Here is a 17,667-nt window from a genome sequence, read left to right as displayed (position 1 = left end):
GAACGCCGACCGGGCTCTACGCCTTGATACTTGGCGCGGGCGGCTTCGCGGTCGCTCGTAGTGTCAGCCTGTCGACGGTTTCTACAACGGCGGCGGCGAGCGCCTCGGCCTCCTCCATGAGGCCCGGCCCATACAGGCCGTTCACGACTTCCTCGCTGGGCAGCACGCCAGGCGGGCAATGGATTTCGATCGTCTCTCTGATCAGGCGCAGGGCTGCCCGGCATTCGGGATCGTTCCTCATATGCACCGCCGTGCGTCACATCATGTCTTTGGCCACGTCATCCAGCATCTTGAGCGCACCACACTTCTTTGCAGGCAGCAACAGGCGCTGATCTATAGCGGCGGCCTTGAACGCCGCGAAAGCAATAGTTGGATTGCAGGTTCCGTCTTTGGCTGCAGCTATGAGCCGACAAGCGTCCTTATAAGGTGCAGCCGCCTTGCTTCGCCATTGCCCTTGAAGCGCAATCTCGGCCTCGCAGATGGACGAGACACGCATTTTACTCCCGTCTAACAGTTCGATGGAAAGCGGTAAAAAACCCATGGAACGACCTCCCGACCGCTGAAATCGGCAGAACGTTTCAAGGGAATTTAGGTTTCGAGATTGGGAACTATTTTAGCTAAATCTAATTGAATTGCGTCTATGAGTTCCTGTGCATGCGTTTGAAATTTGTCGCGCCTCTGATGCCGACCCTTGTCGAGCACCCTCCCGAGGGCGATGCGTGGATTCACGAAGTCAAGTTCGACGGCTATCGCTCGCAGCTGATCATCGACGAAGACGGCACTCGCATCTACACCCGCAACGGCCATGACTGGACGGCCAAGTATCGCGACCTGGTGCAGGAGGCGGCGAGGCTCGGTGCAGAGAGCGCGATAATCGACGGCGAGATCATCGTGCTCAACGAAGCCGGCTTGTCCGACTTTGGCGAACTGCGCAAGGCGATCACGCGGCGGCAGCATGACCTCTATTTCGTCGCCTTCGACCTGCTGCACCTCAATGGTCATGATCTGCGCGATATGGCGCTCGAAGAGCGGCGCGAGATCCTGGCCAGCATGATCGAGCCTGGCGGCCGGATCCAGTTCAGCGAGCCGCTGCCGGGCGACGCCAAGGCGATCTTCCACCTTGTCGACCAGGCCGGCCTTGAAGGAATGGTATCGAAGCGCCGCGACAGTAAGTACCGCAGCGGCCCGTCAACCAACTGGCTGAAGGCGAAGTGCTATTCCGTCGACGAATACGAGCTGATCGGCGTCGAGCGTGAAGCCGGCAAGCCCGCCTTTGCGCTGATGGCCGATCGTGCGACCGGGCGCTATGTTGGATCGGCCTTCATCAATTCCAGCCAGGCGATCCGCGAGCGGTTGTGGAAGCGCGTTCAGGAGCACGCCGGCCCGGCGCCGAAGGGCATGAAGCGGCCGGCGACGCAATGGGTGAGGCGGGGCATCATCGGGCGCGTGAAGCACTTGCGCGGCGAGGCGGATTTGCGGCACGCCTCGTTACAGGATTTCCGGGAAGAATGAGCAAGCGCGGGAGCGATTTCCTCTACCACTGGATATCAGACCGGGCCACCGGCGACGGTAAAGAAATCGATCCTGAATTGCTGGCATTACGCGGAAGTAGGTCGCGCGTCGTATGTGGCGGGGCAGCTTTGTCGCTGGCTAACGAGGGTCGGAAAGCGTACAACCATTCATCGTCGGCAACTTGTAAGGGCGTCGACGCTTGGGAGCGAACATCGCACTCCTGCCCCAACGGAGGCGCAGGAGCGAAAATGGCGATGGAACCAGGACGACTAGGTCTGAGCGCGGAAGTTGTTGCGGCGCTCGCTCGGGAAACTGGGGTCTCAGAAGCACAAATTCGAGAAATTGTATCGCTTGTGGGACATGACAAAGCTTCCATTGTACGGGAAGCCCGGATTTTAGCGCGTACGTCGCAACGCTAAAGGGTTGATGATAAAGGGCTGCAATCATCATGGCCGGCGAGTATCTGGACCACCTCCTGGAGTGTCCCTATTGCGGCACGATCCGATTGCAAATCCCCAAAGACGCCAAACCTACAACGCCGATTACCTGCGCAGATTGCGGCCACTACCTCGGCACCTGGGACGAGATCCAGTCTGATTTCGAGCGCCAAGGCGGAGCCAACGGAGTGTTCCAGATCGAAAAGGGACGCATTCGGAAGCTCAATTGAGCGCGTGGACGGCCAAATAGGCGGCGCAGCGCCTCGCGCGTACTTTCTGGAGTCACCATGACGCGCAAGCTCGGCGGCCGAACCTCATTCACCAAACTGCTCGCCGCTGAAACGACCCTTCTGTCGACTGATCGACTGCTCGGTTTGCTCGAACTGGAGACAGACAGGGGCGAGATTGAGTTGGTCATGAACCGGATCGTCGCCGAGCGGCTTCTATCGGCGATCGTAGAATTCCTTCAGGCTGGCGAGGGCGAGGACGCGCCTACCTTTGCGGTCGAGCGTTCGCAGTAGGGTACGGCGGGGCGAGAGTCGAATAGAGCGCCGCTTGCGGGCCACAGCGAGGCGAACGGCGGCGCGGCCGGGGTAATGATGCTGTGCGTTGCGCGCAGGTCAGAATTGCTGGAACTGACCTTCAATGCATCTCGTTGTTTCCTTATGTGAGGCTGCGGTCGTTCAGCATAATTTGACGAAGTTAGCGAAAAATTCAGCTAGCCCGATTCCAATATGAGCGCCGCAATGATAAGAATTACCTGTGAAGGTACTCGCGTGACTGTGCGCGTTGCGAACGTCAGCAGTTGAGCTATGGATACCTGAAATGAGCTACATATATGAATTGTTTAGAGATTTTTGGAACGGCTTAGCCCAGGAAAATGGCAAGCTGAAGTTCCGCACGCAGCGGGAGGCGGCTGAATTTGTACGTCGCGTTCAAAATGAAAATGGCGGCCCAAACGCCAAGATTGTCGAAATGCGTCGACAGTACGAGGCCGTGAACCGTGCCAAGTCAGCGCCCGAAGGTCGACTTAGCTCAGGTAGAAATTCGGCCGTACGGTAGTCAGCAAACCGTCGTCAACAGGTTCGATTGCGGCGTTAAATCGATCAACGCCTTCCTTAAAAACAAGGCAAACAAGTCTGGTAAACGGATGGAGCACAGGGTGTTCTGTGCCCATCTCCCGCCGTCCAACGTTTGCATCGGATATTATGCCCTTCAGCTGGGGTCTGACAGCGTCGAGGCGTTCAAGGGCAAGGACAAGACTTACTTGGGGAAAAACTACACCGCGTTCCCCGCTGTTCATTTATCGTTTGTTGGCGTCGACGAGCCCTATCAGCGGAGAGGCTTGGGCCAGCATCTTTTGATGGATGTATTCGAACGCGTGGCGGCTATTTCGGACCATGCAGGTTTCTACGCTTTGACCCTTCAGTCCTTCAACGAAGACTCGACGGCTTTCTACCGGAGCTTGAATTTCGTCGAGTATTCTGAGGGATTGAGGCAGCCTAAGATGCTATATCCGCTTGAGGATATCCTGACCCTGGTCAGAGGGCGGTAGCAAAAAAGCCCGCCACCGTGAGGCAGCGGGCTAATGGGTCGGCGTCGGTATCTATTGAATGCAAGAGCCCGGCGGATAGTGCTCAGGGTCGTAGTGCGACGGCGAGACGAGCATGAACTCTTTGTCGCAGGTGCGGATGGGGATCATGCCGAACCTGTCGCGGCAAGCGTGGTGGAATGGCACGACGATCATGTCGTTGCTCGGATCTATCGCTGCTGAGAGCGGGTTCTTGATTTCAGTCATAGCCCCGACCACACAAGCACTTCCTGCGATTCCAGATCATCCGGCCACATGATGACCTCGCCGTAATCGCCGGGACAGTAGCCCTCCAGATCGCCACCGCACTCGTCGTCGCAGTTGTCGAGCTCGATGTCGGTCGTGTCGCCGAGTGGGAGGCTTGGCGCGGTGCCGGACAGTAAGGAATGCCCGCCGCGATGTCCCCAGCCAAGCGACGGCTCATCGTCTCCTGTGTCCTCCAGATCGCAATCGGCCTCCATCAGGTCAAGCGCCCTGATCAGGCTCATGGCGCGGTCCAGGAGGTCGTTCAGGCGCTTCTCGACAGACTGGCGCCACTGTTGTGGATCCATCCCCTTCGGCATGCCGAACGGTTGTAGCGTGGGCGTGTGGGCGTTCATGTCAGACGCCCTCGTTCTTGAAGTAGATGCCGCGGCCGGACGACGCCGGCCACACGTGGGCAGCCCACAAGGCGAGGGGGCATTCAGAATGGCTAATGTCCGCCATCCACTCGTCCATCGCATAGGCCAATTCGCGAGCGAGACGGTTCACCTTCTGAACGGGCACCTCGCCAATGGGGGATTCCATGGATGCTGCGACGGCAGCGGCGCCAACGGCAGGCGCCGCAACCACGGCGCGGATAAGCACGGCTCGGCGAGAGAACCGGCCCTTGAACCAAGCGGCCGGCAAGTCAGAAAAGCTGGTCATTTCCAGTGCTCCTTCGGGTTGCAGTCGATTGGGAACCGCGTTGGGAAGGAGGCAATTGCCGTCAGACGTTATGGCGCAAAATCAATGCTTTAGACGGCATAAATGGCGGAGAGGGAGGGATTCGAACCCCCGATGGGCTTGCACCCATGCCGCATTTCGAGTGCGGTGCATTCGACCACTCTGCCACCTCTCCGCGGTCATGGTCGGCCGTTGCCGGCGCGGCGCACTAGATAACGGCTGAACGGGCAGGTTACAAGGCCAAATCCACCGATATTTGGCTGGTCATCCGGCCCGCTGGACAAGCGGCTGAAACAGGGCAGGTCTTTGCGGTCGAACTCATGCGGTTTCACGGGCCAGCCACGCATCCTCGCCGCCAGGTGACGGCAACGCCGGGCGGTCATGTCTGATGGGCCCGGCTTTGCTTGCCAATGCTGTCCGGCAACGGCTGTTGCCTTGACTCCCACGCAACCTTCGGTTAGGGACAGCGCGCAATCGGCGTGGAGGGTTCTTCCGCGCCGCTTGTTTTTTGAACCCGCAGACTGACAAAAAGACGGCCGGACCGCCAGAGGCGGTTCATCAAGGCCGACCGAACAGCGAAAGGCAAAAAATGTTCGCAGTCATTAAAACGGGCGGTAAGCAGTATCGCGTTGCCGCCAACGATCTCCTGAAGATCGAAAAAGTCGAAGCCAATGTCGGCGATATCGTCGAGATCGGCCACGTGCTCGCGCATGGCGAGGGCGACAATGTCACGTTCGGCGCGCCATTCGTCGATGGCGCTCTGGTCACCGCGGAAGTCGTCGAACAGGGCAAGAACCGCACGGTCATCGCTTTCAAGAAGCGCCGCCGCCAGAATTCGCGCCGCAAGATCGGCCATCGCCAGCTTTTGACCACCGTGCGGATCTCCGAGATCCTGCTGGGTGGCGCCAAGCCGGCCAAGAAGGCCGCCGTGAAGGCGGAAGCCAAGGCCGAGGTTGCTGCCGAGGCCGCGCCGAAGGAAGCCAAGGCCAAGAAGGAAACCGCCCCCAAGGCAGAAGTGACGGCCGAGACCGCCGCCGCGCCGCTGTTCAAGGCGCCGAAGGGCGAGCCGGACGATCTGACCGTGATCAAGGGCATCGGCCCGGTCGCCGCCAAGGATCTTAACGAGCAGGGCATCATCACTTTCGCGCAGCTCGCCAAGCTGACCGACAAGGATGTCGCCAAGATCGACGAGCACATGCCGTTCAGCGCCGACCAGATCAAGGACTGGCGCGAGCAGGCCAAGGAACTGGCGAAGAAGTAATTTTTCCGGCGAAACATCCGCCGGATCGGACTTGAAACGGAACGCGAACGCGTTCATAAGGCCTTTTAGGCGCCTTGCGGCGCAACGGAGTTAGTTAGATGGCACACAAGAAAGCTGGCGGCTCGTCGCGCAACGGTCGCGACTCGCATTCCAAGCGTCTGGGCGTGAAGAAGTTCGGCGGCGAAGCCGTCATCCCGGGCAACATCATCATTCGTCAACGCGGCACAACCTGGCATCCCGGCGTCAATGTCGGCATGGGCACGGACCATACCCTTTTTGCGCTCGAAGCCGGCGCCGTGATGTTCAACAAAAAAGCCAATGGCCGAACCTACGTATCGGTCAACCCGATTACCAAAGCCGCGGAGTAGCCGGTTCCGCACTAGAACACCGGCGCCCATCTCGGGAACCGGTGTCTGGCAACGCCAGGAAAAGGATCAGGGGAGATGGGTTTCCATCTCCCCTTTTTCTTGTGCCTGGAGGACTTTGAAATGGTTGCCGAAGCGGAAGACTCAGAAGACGAAAGTTATGCGATAGACTGCCCGGTGCTGGTCACCGAGCGGCTGGTGATGCGGGCGCCGCGCGAGAGCGACATCGCGCAACTGGTCGAGCTTGCCGACAACCGTCATGTCGCCGAAATGCTGGCGCGCATGCCGCACCCCTATGGCGAGGCCGAGGCCCGCGCTTTCCTGGCGATGACACGGTCGCGCCGCGCCGGCATCGCCTATGCCTTGACACTGGCCGGCACCGATACTTTCGTCGGCTGCGCCGGGCTCAACACCACCGATCGCGGGCTGGAGCTCGGCTACTGGATCGGCGAACCCTACTGGAAGCGCGGCTATGCGACGGAAGCCGCCCACGCCCTGGTCGACCTCGCCTTCCAGAAGACGTCGGTCCAGGTGCTGCATGCCTCGACGCGGGTCATCAATCCGGCCTCGCGCCGGGTGATCCACAAGTGCGGCTTCCAGTATGCCGGGCAGGGCATGCTGAACTCGATCGTCGCGGGCCAGGTGCCGGTCGAGCGTTACAGGCTCGACAGGAAGACGTGGATCAGCCTGCGCAACTGGGTGCATTTTTGATGGACTGCGCCGGGCAAGCCAATGGTCGATGACGGCAACGATGTTGAAACGATCGCGATCGCGCCGATAACCCCCGGTGACATCGAAAGCTTCCATCGCGCGCTTGATCTCGTTGCGCGTGAGCGGAAGTATCTGTCCTTCCTCGAGGCGCCGCCACTGGATCAAACCCGGCGATTCGTACTGGACCGTATCGCGGCAGGCGATCCAGGTTTCGTGGCGGTTGTTCGTGGTGGGGTCGTCGGTTGGTGCGATATCTCACGCCATGACCGGCTCATCCATGCCCATCGCGGCACCCTGGGCATGGGAATCGTTGCCTCCCATCGCGGGCGTGGCCTCGGTCTGCGGCTTATCAATGCGACCCTGGCGCGGGCACGCGAGGTTGGCTTTGTCCGCATCGAGCTGTCCGTGCATGCCGACAATGCCCGTGCCATCGCGCTGTACGACAAGGTCGGGTTTGTCAGGGAGGGCGTGCAGCGCGACGCTGTCTGTATCGACGGGCAGTACGGCGATACGATCATGATGGCGATCGTCGAACGCGAAAACGCAGCCAGATGAAAAGCCATCAACCCAGTTCAACCCACACCGGCAGATGGTCCGAACCCGTTGCCTTGCTGTCGACCCACAGGCGCCGCAGCGATCGGGCAAGCGATGCGCTGGTGAAGACATAGTCGATGCGCTTATGGCGGCTGGTGTTTGCCGGGTCCTTCGGGTCGACCCAGCTGGCGAGATCGTCGCCGGTGGCATTGAGGCGCACGGCGGCGTCAACGGCGAAGTCGGCGGTCAGCGGCATGCCGAACTGATGATCTGGCCGGCCGGCGAGTTCGACATATTCGGGCGAGCCGGCCAGCATGTTGAAATCGCCCATGGCGACAAAGGCCTCGGGATGCGGCAATTCCGGCAGGCCGATCTCGGCGACGCCGGACAGCGCGCCGCCTTCGAGGGCGTAGTTCAAAAGGCGCCGGCGCAGGAACTGGATCTGGCTGGTGCGTTCGAGCGGGCTGCGGTGATCGAGATGGATGGAATAGAAGCGGATGAAGCCGAGCGGCGTCTCGATCAGTGCCTCCAGCGCGCCGCGCTGGAAATTCATCATCTCGAAGCTGCGGCTGCGCGGCAAAAGCAGGTTGCGCGACAGAAGAATGGGCGTCTTCGACAGCATCATGTTGCCGAGCTGGAAGGTGGTGGTGATGGCGCGGCCGTTCTCGATGCGCGAGCCGATATTGGCCTCGAAATTACTGCCATAGACCGCGAAATAGTCGGGCAGCGCCTCGCCGATCTCGGCGACCATGTCGCGCCCGCCGTTCCTTGGATTGTTGCGGGTGACCTCCTGCAGCGCGATCACATCGGCGCCGCGCACCGTGTCGGTAATGCGCGCGACATCGTATTGTCCATCAAGGCCGATGCCGTACTGGATGTTGTAGGTTACAAGCTTCATGCCGACATGTCTCCGGCCGACCCCACGACCATTGTCATAAACGGTCTCGCCCTCGACCGCGCCTTGGTTTAGAGCAAGGCCCAAGGTTTAGAGCAATGCCGCAAGGCCAATAAAAGAAACTGCCATCCCATGAAATTTCTCGATCAAGCCAAGGTCTATGTCCGCTCGGGTGACGGGGGCGCCGGTTCGGTGTCGTTCCGGCGCGAGAAATTCATCGAGTTCGGCGGGCCGGACGGCGGCGATGGCGGCCGCGGCGGCGATGTCTGGCTGGAAGCGGTCGACGGGCTGAACACGCTGATCGACTATCGCTACCAGCAGCATTTCAAGGCCAAGACCGGTGTCCACGGCATGGGCCGCAACATGACCGGCGCCAAGGGCGCCGACGTCACGCTGAAGGTGCCGGCCGGAACCCAGGTGTTCGAGGAAGACAATGAGACGCTGATCTGCGACCTCACCGTGGTCGGCCAGCGCTTCCTGCTCGCCAAGGGTGGCAATGGCGGCTTCGGCAACCAGCATTTCAAGACCTCGACCAACCAGGCGCCGCGCCGCGCCAATCCAGGCCTTCCCGGCGAAGAGCTCAACATCTGGCTGCGGTTGAAGCTGATCGCCGATGCCGGGCTGGTCGGGCTGCCCAATGCCGGCAAGTCGACTTTCCTGGCGGCGGTCACCGCGGCCAAGCCGAAGATCGCCGACTATCCGTTCACCACGCTGCATCCCGGCCTCGGCGTCGCGCGCATCGATGCGCGCGAATTCGTCATCGCCGACATTCCGGGCCTCATCGAGGGCGCGCATGAAGGCGTCGGCATCGGCGACCGTTTCCTCGGCCATGTCGAGCGCACGCGCGTGCTGCTGCACCTGGTTTCGGCGCAGGAAGAGAACCCGGGCAAGGCCTACAAGACCGTGCGCGCCGAGCTCGAGGCCTATGGCCACGGCCTGGCTGAAAAGGTCGAGATCCTGGCGCTCAGCCAGGTCGACACGCTCGATGCCGATGAACGCAAGAAGAAGGTCGCCTCGCTGAAGCGCGCCGCGGGGCGGGCGCCGATGCTTCTGTCCGCCGTCACCGGCGAAGGCGTGGAGGCCGTCCTGCGGGCGCTGATGACAGTGATTGCCGAGGCGCGCGCGGAGGCCGCGCCCGTGGCCGAGACGCGCTGGGAAAAGTAAGACCATGCAGTCGCTGAAGAAATACCGGCGCATCACCGTCAAGATCGGCTCGGCGCTGCTCGTCGACCGCGCGAGCGGCCTGAAGCGCGACTGGCTGGCGTCGCTGGCCGACGACATCGCGGTGCTTGCCCAGGGCGGCGCCGAAATCCTCGTTGTTTCCTCAGGCGCCATCGCGCTTGGCCGCACCATCCTTGGCCTCGGCAAGCGTGCGCTGAAGCTCGAGGAGAGCCAGGCGGCGGCGGCCGTCGGGCAGATCGCGCTCGCCGGCGCCTGGTCGGATGCGCTCGGCAAGGGTGCGCTGAAATCGGGCCAGATTCTCTTGACCCTTGGCGACACCGAGGAGCGCCGCCGCTATCTCAATGCGCGGGCGACGATCTCGACATTGCTCAAGATGAAGGCGGTGCCGGTCATCAACGAGAACGATACGGTGGCCACGTCGGAAATCCGCTATGGCGACAATGACCGGCTGGCCGCGCGCGTTGCCACCATGATGGGCGCCGACCTTCTGGTGCTGCTCTCCGACATTGACGGGCTCTACACCGCACCGCCGGCGCGCGATCCCACAGCCAGGTTCATTCCGGTGGTCGACCGCATCACGCCCGACATCGAGGCGATGGCAGGGGCTGCCGCCTCCGAACTGTCGCGCGGCGGCATGCGCACCAAGCTCGATGCCGGCAAGATCGCCACCGCCGCCGGCACCGCGATGATCATCACCTCGGGCACGCGGCTGTCGCCGCTGATGGCGATCGAGCGCGGGGAACGCGCCACCTTCTTCCGGCCGAGCGCCAATCCGGTCAAGGGCTACAAGACCTGGATCGCCGGCCAGCTCGAACCGGCCGGCCGGCTGACGGTCGACGCCGGCGCTGTCGGTGCGCTCGCATCGGGCAAATCGCTGCTGCCGGCCGGCGTCAAACTGGTCAGCGGCAATTTTTCGCGCGGCGATACGGTGGCGATCCTGTCGCCCGAGGGCCGCGAGATCGCGCGGGGGCTGGTTGCCTATGATGCCGCCGATGCCGTAAGGATCGCAGGCCTGAAGACGGCCGAGATCGAAACCGTGCTCGGTTACGAGGCGCGTTCGGCGATGATCCACCGCGACGACCTCGTGGTGAGTCACGCGGGAGCGACCTAAGCGGAGGATGAGCCATGCTGAAGCTGCATGAAAAATCCGGGGATGACACCGTGGCGCTGATGGCCGATATCGGCCGCCGCGCCCGCGCCGCTGCCCGACCGCTGGCCATCGCCGCCACCGCCGCCAAGAACGCCGCCCTGCTTGCCATGGCAGAGGCGATCGTCGCCCGGGAGCGGGACATTCTCGACGCCAACGCCATCGACATCTCGAATGGCGAGGAGTCGGGGCTTTCCGCCTCCTTCATGGACCGGCTGAAGCTCAATCCGGCGCGCATCCGTGCCATGGCCGACGGCATCCGCGAAATCGCCGAACTCAAGGATCCGGTCGGCGACGTGATCGCGGCATGGGAACGGCCGAACGGCCTGCGGATCGAGCGCGTGCGCACGCCGCTCGGCGTCGTCGGCGTCATCTATGAGAGCCGCCCGAACGTGACGGCGGATGCCGGCGCGCTCTGCCTCAAGGCCGGCAATCCGGTGATCCTGCGCGGCGGCTCGGATTCGCTCAATTCGTCCGCTGCCATCCATGCCTGCCTGGTCGAGGGCCTGAAGGCCGCCGGCCTGCCGGAAGACGCCATCCAACTGGTGCCGACCACCGATCGCGCCGCTGTCGGCGAGATGCTCAAGGGGCTAGGTGGCGCGCTCGACGTCATCATCCCGCGCGGCGGCAAAAGTCTGGTCGGGCGTGTGCAGAGCGAAGCACGCGTGCCGGTCTTCGCCCATCTGGAAGGCATCTGCCACCTCTACATCGACCGCTCCGCCGATCTCGACATGGCGATCAAAATCGCCGTCAACGCCAAGATGCGGCGCACCGGCGTCTGCGGCGCGGCCGAGACGCTGCTGGTCGACCGCGCGGTGGCGTCCACGCATCTGGGGCCGATCCTCGATGCGCTCCGCGCCGCCGGCTGCGAGATCCATGCCGATCAAGAGGTGCTAAGGGTGTTTTTCGACGCCAAGCCGGCGACCGATGCCGACTGGGTGACCGAATATCTCGACGCCATCATCGCCGTGAAGCTGGTCGACGGCATCGGCGGCGCGATCGAACATATCGAGACCTTCTCCTCGCATCACACCGAGGCGATCATCGCCGAGGATACGAAGGCCGTGGAGCGGTTCTTCAACGAGATCGATTCGGCGATCCTGCTGCATAATGCCTCGACGCAGTTCGCCGATGGCGGCGAGTTCGGCATGGGCGCCGAGATCGGCATCGCCACCGGCAAGATGCATGCGCGCGGGCCGGTCGGCGTCGAGCAGCTGACCTCGTTCAAATATCGCGTGCGCGGGTCGGGGCAGGTGAGGCCGTGAGCGCTCCCCTTACCCTTCCACTTGTGGAGAGGGTGACAAGCGCAGCGAGCCGGGTGGGAGGACGACGCTGAATTCCACCATGCCCCCACCCCGCGCCGCTTCGCGGGTCGACCGACCTGGGCAAGCCGCGGGTCTTGCCCATCCCTCGCACAAAGGGGACGGTGAGAACACCGTTCCTTCCCGCTACCTGAAAATGCCGCATGCCGAGAAGGGCCTGGCCGTCGGCCTGTTCGGCGGCTCGTTCAATCCGCCGCATGCAGGCCATGCGCTGGTCGCCGAGATCGCGCTGAGGCGCCTGGCGCTCGACCAGCTGTGGTGGATGGTGACGCCGGGCAATCCGCTGAAGAGCACGCGGGAACTGGCGCCGCTGGCCGAGCGGCTGCAACTGTCCGAGCAGATCGCCAAGAACCCGAAGATCAAGATTACCGCCTTCGAGGCGGCGCATCATGTGCGCTACACCGCCGACGCCCTGGCGCTGGTCAAGGCGCGCAATCCCGGCGTCGACTTCGTCTGGATCATGGGCGCGGACAGTCTGCGCGATTTCCATCGCTGGCAGCGCTGGCGCGAGATCGTGCTGACGTTCCCCATCGCGGTCATCGACCGGCCGGGCGCGACGCTGTCGTTCCTGTCGTCGGTCGTCGCCAAGACCTTCGATTATGCCCGCATCGACGAAGGCGACGCGCCGCTGCTCGCCCACATGAAGGCGCCGGCCTGGACCTTCATCCACGGCCCGCGCTCATCGCTGTCGTCGAGCGCGATCCGCAAGATGGCGAAGGGGTAGGGCATCTCCGCCGGGGAAGAGCCAGCGTTTCGGCCGCCCGACCATGTCGTTTTTACGGCGGCGCTTGCCCGACGCATCGGCGATGCTGACCCGACATGGCAATTCAAACCAAGACCCAAGCCGCAGTCGAACCGGAGCATGGCAGCGCGCCGACACCGCTGATCGCGATCGCAAGTGTCATCGTGTCGATGGCGCTTATCGCCATCGGCAACGGGCTGATGTTTGCCTACATCCCGGTCCGGCTCGGCGTCGAGGACTTCGATCCGACTTGGGCCGGCCTGATCGTCACGGGCCTGTCGGCCGGCGGTCTTGCCGGCTGCATCCTGACCGGGCCGCTGGTACGCAGGGTCGGTCATGCCCGCGGCTTCATGGTGCTGTCGGCGCTGATCGCGCTGTCCAACGCGGCCATCGGCGCGGGTCCGCACCCCATACCGTGGATCGGCGCGCGCGCCCTCTACGGCTTTGCCATATGCGGCCTGTTCATCGTCGCGCAGAGCTGGCTGAACGATGCCGTCGCCAACGCCATACGCGGCCGGGTGATGGCTTTCTTCTACGTCGCCTATGTCGCCGGGCTGGGCGTCGGCTATGCCACGCTGGCGCTGGTCGACGTCAGGACCGCGGATGCGCCGTTGATCGGCATTGCCTTCACCGCTTTGTCGATCCTGCCTGTCGGCATGACGCGGCTGGCGCAACCACCGGCGCCGCAGGCCGCCTCGGTGGCGCTGCGCCGGGCCTGGCGGATCTCGCCGGTCGGCGTTGCCGGCATGCTGGCGGTCGGCGGCCTGTCGATGTCGATTTCGGGTTTCGCGCCGATCCATGCCACGGCCAAGGGCTACAGCCAGGCCGATGTGGCGTTGCTGCTTTCGGTGATGCCGCTCGGCACGCTGATCCTGCAGCTTCCCTTCGGCTGGATTTCCGACCGCACCGACCGCCGCTACGTGCTGATCGGAGCATCCGCGCTGGCCGCGGTGGCCGGCATGTTCGCCCTCGGTTTCGACGGCGGCGCGCTGCCGGCGCTGCTGGTTATCTATGTGTTGTGGGACGGCGCTTCGGAATCGATCTATTCGCTGTCCAGCGCGCACGCCGCCGACCGGGCCGGCAAGGACGACATGGTGGCGCTGTCCAGTTCGCTCCTGTTCGCGTGGTCGCTGGCCGGCTTTGTCGTGCCTGGCATCGTCACGGCGCTGTCGGCCGTCTACGGCACGCAGGCCTTCATCTATGTGGCTGTCGTCATCGCCTGCGCCTTCTGCCTGTTCGTGCTGTTGCGCGTGTTCACCACACAGGCGGTGCCCGCCACCGAGACCGGCAGCTTCACGCCGATGACGGCGCAGGCGCCGCTGCCGGTGGAACTCGCTTATGCACCGGACGAGACGGCGGGCCGGACAAAGGACTGAACCGGGTTCCTTCGCAAGGCCGCGGGAAAAGTGCTCTCGGCGCCTCGCGGCTGCCTACTGCTTACGCGTCTCTTGCGCCGGCGCTTCCGGTGGCGGCAGCGGGATGGAGATGCCCTCGCTGTCGAAAGCCTGCTTTGCGCGCTTCGTCATGTCGATGTTCGTGGAGAAGTAGTCGGCCGCCGAAGTCCAATAGCGCAAGGTAAGCGAAACGGTCGTATCGCCGAGGCTGGCCACGAAGGCGATCGGCGCCGGTTCACGACGGATGCGCTTGTCGGCGCCGGCAAGGGCAAGCAAGGTCTTCTGGGCGCCGTCGATGTCGTTCCACGAGCCGATGCTCAGGCTGATGTCGGCACGGCGCACGCCGTTGCGCGAAAAGTTGCGCACCGGCTGGTTCCACAGCGTCGAATTGGGCGCAAGTATGTAGACGCCGTCGGCGGTCCTGAGCCTGGTGGCGAACAGGCCGATTTCCTCGATCGACCCCGAAATGGCGCCGACCTCGACGGATTCGCCGATGCGGAACGGCCGCAGCGCCAGAAGCATGATGCCGGCGGCGATGTTCTGCAGCGTGCCCTGCAGCGCCAGGCCGATGGCCAGGCCGATGGCGCCGATCGCGGCGATGATCGAGGCGGTCTGCACGCCGAACTGGCCGAGCACCATGATGACGACCAGGATGAGGATGGCGTAACGGACGATCTTTGAAAAGAAATGCCGCAGCGTCGCGTCGAAACCGTGGATGTGGCCGAGGCCGGCAAAGATCGAGCGCTCGGCGAGGCCGGCGACGATGTAACCGACCACCAGAAGGATGATGGCGCCGATGGCCGAGAAGGAATAGGAAACGATCAGCGTGCTGAGCTGTGCTAGGCCGGCCTGGACGGTAAGAAGGGTGTTTTGCGGATCGATCGGCATGGCGGGATTCCGGTTGGTCGGTCAGCCGATAACCCATGCCGGACGCCGCGGTTCCGATCTTTTTTGCGTCCCGCGTGGAACAAGCGGGCAACCGGCGAGTTCGCGTGAGTTGGGCAGCGTCTTGAAACTGTCAGGGAACTCTGCCTATCTAAGTGGTGTCACCTGCTTTTGAGGTGATTTGGTTGTTCTTGCTGCGAAAGGAAATACACTGAGAACAGCACTGCGGAAGAAGGCCGACATCGTGCCTTCGCCGGCCGGGATCAGCGTAAACGACGCCGTGTCCCGCGCCATCAACACAGTCCTTGCCAGTCTGGAAGACTCCAAGGCCGAAAACATCGTCTCAATCGACATTCAGGGGAAATCGAGCCTCGGCGACTACATGGTCGTCGCGTCGGGCCGATCGCACCGTCATGTCTCTGCTGTCGCCGATCATCTCCTCAAGGCGCTCAAGGATGCCGGCCTCGGCACGGCGCGCGTCGAGGGGCTGTCCGGCGCCGACTGGGTCCTGATCGATTCGGGCGACATCATCGTCCACGTCTTCCGCCCCGAAGTCCGCGAATTCTACAATCTCGAAAAGATGTGGCAGGCGCCGGATCTCGAGGAAGAGACCCTCCACTAAGCCGCTTTTGTTTTGATGCATGCCATTGTCCCAAAACCGCTTCCCCCTTGGGGTGACATGCATTAGCGGCCTATAGAGGCGAGGATGAAGATTTCAGTTCATGCCGTGGGCCGAATGAAAGCCGGCCCCGAGCGGGAGTTGGCCGACCGCTATTTCGAGCGCTTCGCCAAGAGCGGGCCGGCGGTCGGGCTTGAATTTGCCGGGATAACCGAGATCACCGAGGGCCGGTCGCAGAGCGCTATCGAGCGCCAGCGCGACGAAGGCTCCCGACTGCAGGCGCAGCTGCAGCCGGGCACGGCGCTGATCCTGCTCGACGAGCGCGGCAAGAGCCTTTCCTCGCAGGATTTGGCCAATCGCATCGGGCAGTTGCGCGACGGTGGGCGCAAGGCGCTGGTTCTCGCCATAGGCGGCGCCGACGGCCATGATCCGCCGCTGCGCGACCAGGCCGATCTGGTGCTGTCGTTCGGCGCGCTGACCTGGCCGCATCAGCTGGTGCGGGTGATGCTGGGAGAGCAGCTCTATAGGGTGGCGACGATCCTTTCCGGCCACCCCTATCATCGCGCGTGAGCCTGCCGCACAGTTGCAGCCAGCGGTGATTCGTCGCCCATTGCCCGGATTTCCGCCCCAATGCCGAGCTAGATGCAGAATCTGGGGTTTTGATGCATGTCGTTGCCCAAAACGGGGACCAGTTTGAGCAACATCCATTCGCAGACGGGCTGGTCAAACATGGTTGATGGTTCGTTAACGAAGCCGCGGATACTATAGATCGCGAATGTCTGAGGGCTGGAAATCGACAACGGGCCCGACAGGGGGCTCCTGGCGCGCGCGCTGCGGCATGGCTGCGGTGGCGGTGCTCCTTTCGTTCCACTCGGCGCGGGCCGAAGACAAGCTCGACACGGCGCCGGATCCCGACCAGAGCCGCGCCGAGTACGAGCAGGTTTCCAAGGAAATAACGCTTTCGTCCGAACGGCTTGCCAAGCTCGCCGCCGATATCGCCGCGGTCAAGAAGGACCATGCCTCGATCACCGCCGCGCTGATCCAGTCGGCGATGACCGAGCAGAAGCTTGGCCAGGACATCGAGGATATCGGCGCCAAGCTGGAAGGGCTGAAGAACCAGCAACAGAAAATCCGCGCTTCGCTCATGGCGCGACGCGATGTGCTGGCAGAAGTGCTGGGCGCGCTGCAGCGCATGGGGCTCAACCCGCCGCCGGCGATCCTGGTCAAGCCGGAGGACGCGCTGTCGTCGGTGCGCAGCGCCATCCTTCTCGGCGCAGTGGTGCCGGAATTGCGCCAGCAGACCGACAGCCTGCTGGCCGACCTCAAGGAGCAGACCCGGGTGACGGCCTCGATCGAGGCCGAGCGGGCGCGGCTGACGGAGGCGGTCGGCGAGCAGGTGGCGGAAAAGAAGCGGCTCGGCATGCTGCTGGAAGCCAAGCAGAAGCTCGAGGCCGACACGCAGGCGCAAATGGCGGCCGAACAGCAGCGTTCCGAGCAGTTGGCGGCCAAGGCCTCCAGCCTGAAGGACCTGATCGCCTCGCTCGAAGCGCAGGCCGACAAGGCCCGCAAGGCCGCGGATGCCGCAAAGGCAGCCGCCGCGGGCCAGCCCGGTGACGGTCAGACCAGTGATGGAAACGATGGCGGCGACAAAACGGCATCGCTGGCGTCACTGCCGGTTCCCGAAGGCAACCGGCTCACCGCGACCGCCCCCTTTTCGGCACTGCAGGGCCAGATCGCGCTGCCGGTCACCGGCCGCATCAAACGCCGGTTTGGCGCGGACGACGGTAATGGCGCGGTGATGCTTGGCGACATGCTTGCGACACAATCGGGAGCCATCGTTACCGCTCCGGCGGATGGGAATGTGCTTTATGCGGGGCCGTTTCGCTCTTATGGTCAACTCTTGATCCTCAATGCTGGCGACGGTTATCATGTCGTTCTGGCGGGGATGAGCAGAATCAGCGTCGTGACTGGCCAGTCAGTGCTCGCAGGAGAGCCGGTCGGTGCGATGGGAGAGGCCCGGGTGGCAAGCACCTCGGTTTCGAAGAATGGAAATGCCACGCCGGAACTCTACGTCGAGTTCCGCAAGGATGGAAAACCCGTCGATCCGACCCCATGGTGGGCGGACCGTTTTTCTGGAAGGACGTGA

Annotated in this window: 22 protein-coding genes, 1 tRNA gene and 1 pseudogene; 16 read left to right on the top strand and 8 right to left on the bottom strand. The window is 63.1% G+C overall.

Annotated elements, in window-relative coordinates:
- Positions 1-16 precede the first annotated feature (16 nt).
- Positions 17-241, bottom strand: a complete 225-nt coding sequence (locus C1D09_RS18775; RefSeq protein WP_143975715.1) for a hypothetical protein — start codon at positions 239-241, stop codon at positions 17-19.
- A gap of 15 nt (positions 242-256) precedes the next feature.
- The gene (locus C1D09_RS18770) at positions 257-541 is read right to left on the bottom strand and encodes a DUF982 domain-containing protein (RefSeq protein WP_143975714.1); all 285 of its coding nucleotides are present in this window, start codon (positions 539-541) and stop codon (positions 257-259) included.
- 113 nt (positions 542-654) lie between these two features.
- Here C1D09_RS18770 and C1D09_RS18765 point away from each other — a divergent pair, with 113 nt between their 5' ends.
- The 4 genes from C1D09_RS18765 (at position 655) to C1D09_RS18750 (ending at position 3,504) form a co-directional block, all read left to right on the top strand.
- Entirely contained in the window at positions 655-1,512 is an 858-nt protein-coding gene (locus tag C1D09_RS18765; protein ID WP_143975713.1) for an ATP-dependent DNA ligase, read from the top strand.
- 448 nt (positions 1,513-1,960) lie between these two features.
- The gene (locus C1D09_RS18760; protein WP_143975712.1) at positions 1,961-2,179 is read left to right on the top strand and encodes a hypothetical protein; all 219 of its coding nucleotides are present in this window, start codon (positions 1,961-1,963) and stop codon (positions 2,177-2,179) included.
- 57 nt (positions 2,180-2,236) lie between these two features.
- Complete coding sequence (locus C1D09_RS18755; protein ID WP_143975711.1) at positions 2,237-2,470, top strand: hypothetical protein; 234 nt, start codon at positions 2,237-2,239, stop codon at positions 2,468-2,470.
- Between the two features lie 482 nt (positions 2,471-2,952).
- Positions 2,953-3,504 (top strand): GNAT family N-acetyltransferase, encoded by a 552-nt coding sequence (locus tag C1D09_RS18750; RefSeq protein WP_143975710.1) that lies wholly within the window; start codon positions 2,953-2,955, stop codon positions 3,502-3,504.
- Positions 3,505-3,555: 51 nt separating this feature from the next.
- Here C1D09_RS18750 and C1D09_RS18745 read toward each other — a convergent pair whose 3' ends face one another.
- The 4 genes from C1D09_RS18745 to C1D09_RS18730 all read right to left on the bottom strand — a co-directional run bounded on the left by C1D09_RS18745 (position 3,556) and on the right by C1D09_RS18730 (position 4,639).
- A complete protein-coding gene (locus C1D09_RS18745) occupies positions 3,556-3,747 on the bottom strand; it encodes a hypothetical protein (RefSeq protein WP_143975709.1) in 192 nt (63 codons plus the stop codon).
- A complete protein-coding gene (locus C1D09_RS18740) occupies positions 3,744-4,139 on the bottom strand; it encodes a hypothetical protein (protein ID WP_143975708.1) in 396 nt (131 codons plus the stop codon). Before C1D09_RS18740 ends, C1D09_RS18745 begins: the two co-directional genes overlap by 4 nt.
- Position 4,140: 1 nt before the next feature.
- Entirely contained in the window at positions 4,141-4,446 is a 306-nt protein-coding gene (locus tag C1D09_RS18735) for a hypothetical protein (RefSeq protein ID WP_143975707.1), read from the bottom strand.
- A gap of 103 nt (positions 4,447-4,549) precedes the next feature.
- Positions 4,550-4,639, bottom strand: a tRNA-Ser gene (locus C1D09_RS18730).
- Between the two features lie 414 nt (positions 4,640-5,053).
- Between C1D09_RS18730 and C1D09_RS18725 the strand changes: the two genes are divergently transcribed.
- From C1D09_RS18725 to C1D09_RS18710, 4 genes are all read left to right on the top strand, one after another.
- The gene (locus C1D09_RS18725; protein WP_143975706.1) at positions 5,054-5,725 is read left to right on the top strand and encodes a 50S ribosomal protein L21; all 672 of its coding nucleotides are present in this window, start codon (positions 5,054-5,056) and stop codon (positions 5,723-5,725) included.
- 98 nt (positions 5,726-5,823) lie between these two features.
- Positions 5,824-6,093 carry a 50S ribosomal protein L27 gene (rpmA, locus tag C1D09_RS18720; RefSeq protein ID WP_143975705.1) on the top strand — a complete coding sequence of 90 codons (270 nt, stop codon included), beginning with the start codon at positions 5,824-5,826 and terminating at the stop codon, positions 6,091-6,093.
- A gap of 120 nt (positions 6,094-6,213) precedes the next feature.
- Entirely contained in the window at positions 6,214-6,801 is a 588-nt protein-coding gene (locus tag C1D09_RS18715; RefSeq protein WP_019861830.1) for a GNAT family N-acetyltransferase, read from the top strand.
- A gap of 21 nt (positions 6,802-6,822) precedes the next feature.
- A complete protein-coding gene (locus tag C1D09_RS18710; RefSeq protein WP_143975703.1) occupies positions 6,823-7,356 on the top strand; it encodes a GNAT family N-acetyltransferase in 534 nt (177 codons plus the stop codon).
- Between the two features lie 7 nt (positions 7,357-7,363).
- Here C1D09_RS18710 and C1D09_RS18705 read toward each other — a convergent pair whose 3' ends face one another.
- The gene (locus C1D09_RS18705; RefSeq protein ID WP_143975702.1) at positions 7,364-8,233 is read right to left on the bottom strand and encodes an endonuclease/exonuclease/phosphatase family protein; all 870 of its coding nucleotides are present in this window, start codon (positions 8,231-8,233) and stop codon (positions 7,364-7,366) included.
- 129 nt (positions 8,234-8,362) lie between these two features.
- On the opposite strand from C1D09_RS18705, the gene obgE reads away from it, so the two are divergent.
- The 5 genes and pseudogenes from obgE (at position 8,363) to C1D09_RS18680 (ending at position 13,999) form a co-directional block, all read left to right on the top strand.
- Positions 8,363-9,394 (top strand): GTPase ObgE, encoded by a 1,032-nt coding sequence (gene obgE, locus C1D09_RS18700; RefSeq protein WP_143975701.1) that lies wholly within the window; start codon positions 8,363-8,365, stop codon positions 9,392-9,394.
- A gap of 4 nt (positions 9,395-9,398) precedes the next feature.
- Positions 9,399-10,534 (top strand): annotated as a pseudogene (gene proB / locus C1D09_RS18695) (glutamate 5-kinase).
- A 3-nt stretch (positions 10,535-10,537) separates the two neighbouring features.
- On the top strand, positions 10,538-11,824 hold the full coding sequence (locus C1D09_RS18690; RefSeq protein ID WP_143975699.1) for a glutamate-5-semialdehyde dehydrogenase: 1,287 nt from the start codon (positions 10,538-10,540) through the stop codon (positions 11,822-11,824).
- 193 nt (positions 11,825-12,017) lie between these two features.
- The gene (locus tag C1D09_RS18685) at positions 12,018-12,605 is read left to right on the top strand and encodes a nicotinate-nucleotide adenylyltransferase (protein ID WP_143975776.1); all 588 of its coding nucleotides are present in this window, start codon (positions 12,018-12,020) and stop codon (positions 12,603-12,605) included.
- A 95-nt stretch (positions 12,606-12,700) separates the two neighbouring features.
- Entirely contained in the window at positions 12,701-13,999 is a 1,299-nt protein-coding gene (locus C1D09_RS18680) for an MFS transporter (RefSeq protein ID WP_143975698.1), read from the top strand.
- Between the two features lie 54 nt (positions 14,000-14,053).
- Here C1D09_RS18680 and C1D09_RS18675 read toward each other — a convergent pair whose 3' ends face one another.
- Entirely contained in the window at positions 14,054-14,905 is an 852-nt protein-coding gene (locus C1D09_RS18675) for a mechanosensitive ion channel family protein (RefSeq protein WP_095793480.1), read from the bottom strand.
- A 241-nt stretch (positions 14,906-15,146) separates the two neighbouring features.
- Between C1D09_RS18675 and rsfS the strand changes: the two genes are divergently transcribed.
- The 3 genes from rsfS to C1D09_RS18660 all read left to right on the top strand — a co-directional run bounded on the left by rsfS (position 15,147) and on the right by C1D09_RS18660 (position 17,667).
- The gene (gene rsfS, locus C1D09_RS18670; protein WP_010912111.1) at positions 15,147-15,524 is read left to right on the top strand and encodes a ribosome silencing factor; all 378 of its coding nucleotides are present in this window, start codon (positions 15,147-15,149) and stop codon (positions 15,522-15,524) included.
- Between the two features lie 84 nt (positions 15,525-15,608).
- The gene (rlmH, locus tag C1D09_RS18665) at positions 15,609-16,091 is read left to right on the top strand and encodes a 23S rRNA (pseudouridine(1915)-N(3))-methyltransferase RlmH (protein WP_064981297.1); all 483 of its coding nucleotides are present in this window, start codon (positions 15,609-15,611) and stop codon (positions 16,089-16,091) included.
- Between the two features lie 205 nt (positions 16,092-16,296).
- On the top strand, positions 16,297-17,667 hold the full coding sequence (locus tag C1D09_RS18660) for a murein hydrolase activator EnvC family protein (protein WP_143975697.1): 1,371 nt from the start codon (positions 16,297-16,299) through the stop codon (positions 17,665-17,667).

Origin of the sequence: Mesorhizobium intechi (assembly GCF_002879535.1) — a bacterium.
Taxonomy (GTDB): Bacteria; Pseudomonadota; Alphaproteobacteria; order Rhizobiales; family Rhizobiaceae; genus Mesorhizobium; species Mesorhizobium intechi.
The sequence above is the reverse complement of the archived record's forward strand: the minus strand, read 5'-3'. Positions and strand labels throughout refer to the sequence as shown.

What these genes read in the sequence shown, in the direction of transcription:
- C1D09_RS18715 (WP_019861830.1), top strand. Translation starts at nt 6,214, where the DNA reads ATGGTTGCCGAAGCGGAAGACTCAGAAGACGAAAGTTATGCGATAGAC.
- C1D09_RS18680 (WP_143975698.1), top strand. Translation starts at nt 12,701, where the DNA reads ATGGCAATTCAAACCAAGACCCAAGCCGCAGTCGAACCGGAGCATGGC.
- C1D09_RS18755 (WP_143975711.1), top strand. Translation starts at nt 2,237, where the DNA reads ATGACGCGCAAGCTCGGCGGCCGAACCTCATTCACCAAACTGCTCGCC.
- C1D09_RS18685 (WP_143975776.1), top strand. Translation starts at nt 12,018, where the DNA reads ATGCCGCATGCCGAGAAGGGCCTGGCCGTCGGCCTGTTCGGCGGCTCG.
- C1D09_RS18735 (WP_143975707.1), bottom strand. Translation starts at nt 4,446, where the DNA reads ATGACCAGCTTTTCTGACTTGCCGGCCGCTTGGTTCAAGGGCCGGTTC.
- rlmH (WP_064981297.1), top strand. Translation starts at nt 15,609, where the DNA reads ATGAAGATTTCAGTTCATGCCGTGGGCCGAATGAAAGCCGGCCCCGAG.
- C1D09_RS18705 (WP_143975702.1), bottom strand. Translation starts at nt 8,233, where the DNA reads ATGAAGCTTGTAACCTACAACATCCAGTACGGCATCGGCCTTGATGGA.
- C1D09_RS18725 (WP_143975706.1), top strand. Translation starts at nt 5,054, where the DNA reads ATGTTCGCAGTCATTAAAACGGGCGGTAAGCAGTATCGCGTTGCCGCC.
- C1D09_RS18770 (WP_143975714.1), bottom strand. Translation starts at nt 541, where the DNA reads ATGGGTTTTTTACCGCTTTCCATCGAACTGTTAGACGGGAGTAAAATG.
- C1D09_RS18690 (WP_143975699.1), top strand. Translation starts at nt 10,538, where the DNA reads ATGCTGAAGCTGCATGAAAAATCCGGGGATGACACCGTGGCGCTGATG.
- C1D09_RS18675 (WP_095793480.1), bottom strand. Translation starts at nt 14,905, where the DNA reads ATGCCGATCGATCCGCAAAACACCCTTCTTACCGTCCAGGCCGGCCTA.
- C1D09_RS18760 (WP_143975712.1), top strand. Translation starts at nt 1,961, where the DNA reads ATGGCCGGCGAGTATCTGGACCACCTCCTGGAGTGTCCCTATTGCGGC.
- C1D09_RS18740 (WP_143975708.1), bottom strand. Translation starts at nt 4,139, where the DNA reads ATGAACGCCCACACGCCCACGCTACAACCGTTCGGCATGCCGAAGGGG.
- rpmA (WP_143975705.1), top strand. Translation starts at nt 5,824, where the DNA reads ATGGCACACAAGAAAGCTGGCGGCTCGTCGCGCAACGGTCGCGACTCG.
- obgE (WP_143975701.1), top strand. Translation starts at nt 8,363, where the DNA reads ATGAAATTTCTCGATCAAGCCAAGGTCTATGTCCGCTCGGGTGACGGG.
- C1D09_RS18775 (WP_143975715.1), bottom strand. Translation starts at nt 241, where the DNA reads ATGAGGAACGATCCCGAATGCCGGGCAGCCCTGCGCCTGATCAGAGAG.
- C1D09_RS18765 (WP_143975713.1), top strand. Translation starts at nt 655, where the DNA reads ATGCGTTTGAAATTTGTCGCGCCTCTGATGCCGACCCTTGTCGAGCAC.
- C1D09_RS18660 (WP_143975697.1), top strand. Translation starts at nt 16,297, where the DNA reads ATGTCTGAGGGCTGGAAATCGACAACGGGCCCGACAGGGGGCTCCTGG.
- C1D09_RS18710 (WP_143975703.1), top strand. Translation starts at nt 6,823, where the DNA reads ATGGTCGATGACGGCAACGATGTTGAAACGATCGCGATCGCGCCGATA.
- C1D09_RS18745 (WP_143975709.1), bottom strand. Translation starts at nt 3,747, where the DNA reads ATGACTGAAATCAAGAACCCGCTCTCAGCAGCGATAGATCCGAGCAAC.